The sequence below is a fragment of the Ideonella sp. P3_A4 genome, from assembly GCF_056403075.1.
This window is the reverse complement of the sequence record NZ_JBFUGE010000617.1, coordinates 1-3,445: the sequence shown is the minus strand read 5'-3', so window position 1 is coordinate 3,445 and position 3,445 is coordinate 1. Positions and strand designations below refer to the sequence as shown.

3 protein-coding genes and 1 pseudogene are annotated in these 3,445 nt (G+C 69.8%); all 4 read left to right on the top strand.

Going from position 1 to position 3,445, the window contains the following annotated elements; genetic code table 11:
• Positions 1 to 267: pseudogene (locus tag AC1DYI_RS29970) on the top strand (sensor histidine kinase); the annotation flags it as partial.
• Positions 255 to 959: a LytR/AlgR family response regulator transcription factor gene (locus AC1DYI_RS29965; protein WP_477207768.1), complete on the top strand. Its 705-nt coding sequence runs from the start codon at positions 255 to 257 to the stop codon at positions 957 to 959. The pseudogene AC1DYI_RS29970 and the gene AC1DYI_RS29965, both read left to right, overlap by 13 nt.
• Positions 960 to 1,052: 93 nt before the next feature.
• On the top strand, positions 1,053 to 2,270 hold the full coding sequence (locus AC1DYI_RS29960; RefSeq protein WP_477207767.1) for an acyltransferase family protein: 1,218 nt from the start codon (positions 1,053 to 1,055) through the stop codon (positions 2,268 to 2,270).
• 60 nt (positions 2,271 to 2,330) lie between these two features.
• Positions 2,331 to 3,445: NADH-quinone oxidoreductase subunit NuoE family protein (locus AC1DYI_RS29955; RefSeq protein ID WP_477207766.1), on the top strand; the 1,115-nt coding region annotated here is incomplete at its 3' end.

Here is a 3,445-nt window from a genome sequence, read left to right as displayed (position 1 = left end):
CTGCTCGAGAACGCCTTCAAGCACGTGGTCGAGAAACGGCGCGCCACCACCTCGATCACGGTCAGTGCCCGCTTGCTCGACAGGCAGTTGCGCCTGGCGGTGCGAGACGACGGTGGCCAACTCGCGGCGGCGCCGGTATTCGGCGTCGGCCTGGGCAACCTGCGCCAGCGCCTGGCCAGCCTGCATGGCGACGCGGCGGGGCTGTCGCTGAATGCGGCCGAAGGCGGTGGCGTGCGTGCCGAGCTGTGGTTGCCATGCGCCTGTTGATCGTCGACGACGAAGCACCGGCCCGCGCTCGTCTGCGCCGGCTGCTGGCGTCGATCGAAGGCGCCGAGGTGGTGGGCGAGGCCGCCGACGGCGAACAGGCGCTGGAGATGGCCAATTGCCTGCAGCCCGATGCGCTGTTGCTCGATGTGCAGATGCCGGAGCTGGATGGCTTGGCGGTTGCTGCCTCACTGCCGGACGACGGCCCGGCGGTGATCTTCATCACCGCGTTCGATGCCTTCGCGCTGCAGGCCTTCGACGCGCGAGCGGTCGACTACCTGCTCAAGCCCGTCGCGCCCGAACGGCTGGCGCGAGCGCTGGACCGTGTGCGTCAGCGGGCCGCACCGCGCGTGCCGATGCCCACGACCCAGTTGCTGGTGCCCACACGTGCGGGCGTGCAGGTGCTGCGCGTGGCCGACATCCATTGGCTCGAAGCGGCCGACAACTACGTCACCCTGCATGCGCTGGGCCGCGAGTGGTTGCTGCGGCGCACCCTGGCCGGCCTGTTGACCGACCTGGGCGACGGCTTCATCCGCGTGCACCGCAGCATTGCGGTGGCCTTGGCCCAGGTGGCCGAGGTGCAGCCGAACGACAAGGGCGACGCGCTGCTGCGCCTGCGCGACGGCACCGAGCTGGCCTGCAGCCGGCCCCACCGCACGGCGCTGATGCAGCGGCTGGGGCAGGTCAACGGCTGAGCTCGCGATTCGCTCCCCCGATTCGCCCCACCTCGCCCGCGGCTCGCCCCATGGCGCTGGCTTGCAGGCGGACGCTTGTCTAGGCTGTATGCCATGACACAAGCCGCCCACCCTGGCGCTCACCCCGAGCGCCTGTACTTTCTCGACTGGCTKCGCGCCGCCGCCTTCGGCCTGCTGATCCTGTACCACGTGGGCATGTACTACGTGAGCTGGGACTGGCACATCAAGAGCCCACATGCCGGCACGACCATCGAGCCGCTGATGATGCTCAGCTCGCCGTGGCGCCTGGCGCTGCTGTTCCTGATCTCGGGCGCCGCCACCGCGATGATGCTGAGAGCCCGGCCGGGCCAGGCACCGCGCCCCTTCGTGCGTGAGCGTTCGAAGCGCCTGCTGCTGCCGCTGCTGCTGGCCATGGTGGTCGTCGTGCCGCCGCAGGCCTACCTGGAGGTGGTGTCCAAGCTGGCCTACCCGGGCAGCTATCTGGACTTCATGCAGCTGTACTTGAAGGCGTACCACGGCTTTTGCCGCGGCGACAACTGCCTGAAGCTGCCGACCTGGAACCACATGTGGTTCGTGGCCTACCTGTGGGTCTACAGCCTGCTGATGTGGGCGCTGCTGAAAGCCTGGCCAACTGCGCTGGACACGATGGCGGCGCTGGCCGAACGGCACCTGAAGAACGCCTGGGGCCTGTGGCTGCTGCCGGTGGCGCTGCTGACGTTGTGGCGCGTGCTGCTGGTCGGCCGCTTCCCGCAGACGCATGCGCTGGTCGACGACTTCTACAACCACGCGCTGTACCTGACGGTCTTCCTGGCCGGTGCAGTGCTGGCGCGCTGGGGCGGCGGCTGGGCCTTGTTCGCACGGTGGCGCTGGGTGATGCTGGGCCTGGCCTTGTTGCTGTGGGCGGCGATCGCCAGCTACTTCGGTTACTACAGCGATGCATTGGAGCCGCCCGACTGGCTGCGCCAGTTGCAACGTTTGGGTTATGCCGCGCTGCAGTGGTCGGCCATCGTCGCGGCGCTGGGCTTTGCGGTCCGGCACTGGAACCATGACCACCGCTGGCGGGCGACGATCGCCGAGGCCGTGTTCCCGGTTTACCTGTTGCACCAGACCGTGATCATCCTGCTCGCCTGGAGGATGCGGCCCTGGGGCTTGACGCCGGCGATCGAGGCGCCGCTGCTGATTGTTGGCACCGCGGTAGCCTGCGTGGCGGGTTACCTGGTGGCCACGCGCCTGGGGCCGCTGCGCCCCTGGTTCGGGCTGGCGCCGCGGGCTTTGCCGCCGGCTGCTGTCACCGTGCCGGCCACGGCTTGACGCATACTGGGTCGATCGGCGCGTGCCTGCTGCGCGCGCCATCTTCCTTGTGTGCGCCGCATGTCCCAAGCCCCTGCCGAAACCCGCATCCCCGTCGAAAAGATCCGCGGCCGCCGCCGCCTGCGCCACCAACTGAAGGGCCGACAGCCCGACGAAGCAGCGCGCGAAGCCGTGCGCGCGCTGATCGGCCCGGGCCCGCACACGCGCGAGCAGCTGATCGAGCACTTGCACCGGCTCAACGACGCGCAGGGAGCGCTGTTCGAAGGCATGCTGGTCGCGCTGGCGGCCGAGATGCGCCTGTCGATGGCCGAGGTGATCGAGGTCGCGAGCTTCTACCACCACTTCGAGATCCTGCCCGACGGGGCCGAAGCGCCGGCGGTGACGCTGCGTGTGTGCGACGGCCTGGCCTGCTCGATGGCCGGCGCGAATGGTTTGATGCAGTCGCTGGCCGGCACGCTCGATGCGTCCGTGCGGCTGACCCATGCGCCTTGCGTGGGCCGCTGCGAGCAGGCGCCGGTCGCCGTGCTGGGCCAGCGCCCGTTGCCGTGTGCGACGGCCGACGATGTGCGTCGCTGTCTTGCGCAGGGCGAGCACCACCACCCCTTGCCTGCGAATTCGCATGGCCGCTTCGACCCGGTGGCGCGCGCGCTGGGCGAGATCGGCGAGGCCGCAGACGATGCGTTGTCGCCCACTTGTGTCGGCTACGCGGCCTACCGTGCTGCCGGCGGCTATCACCTCGCGGCCGAAGTCGTCAACAGCGAACGCCCGGCCGACGAGGTGCTGGCCGCGCTGGAGCACTCCGGCCTGCGTGGCCTGGGCGGCGCGGGTTTCCCGGCCGGGCGCAAGTGGCGCATCGTGCGCGGCTTCGACGCGCCGCGCTGGATGGCGGTCAACATCGACGAAGGTGAACCCGGCACCTTCAAGGACCGGACTTATCTCGAACGCGACCCGCACCGTTTCCTCGAAGGGGTGTTGATCGCGGCGCAGGTGGTCGGCACCGAGTCGGTGGTGCTGTACCTGCGTGATGAGTACGCCGGTTGCCGCGCGTTGCTGGAGCGCGAGCTGGCGCTGCTGCAGGCCGAGCCACCGTGCCCGCTGCCGCGCATCGAGCTGCGGCGCGGCGCCGGTGCCTACATCTGCGGCGAAGAGTCCGCGATGATCGAGAGCATCGAGGG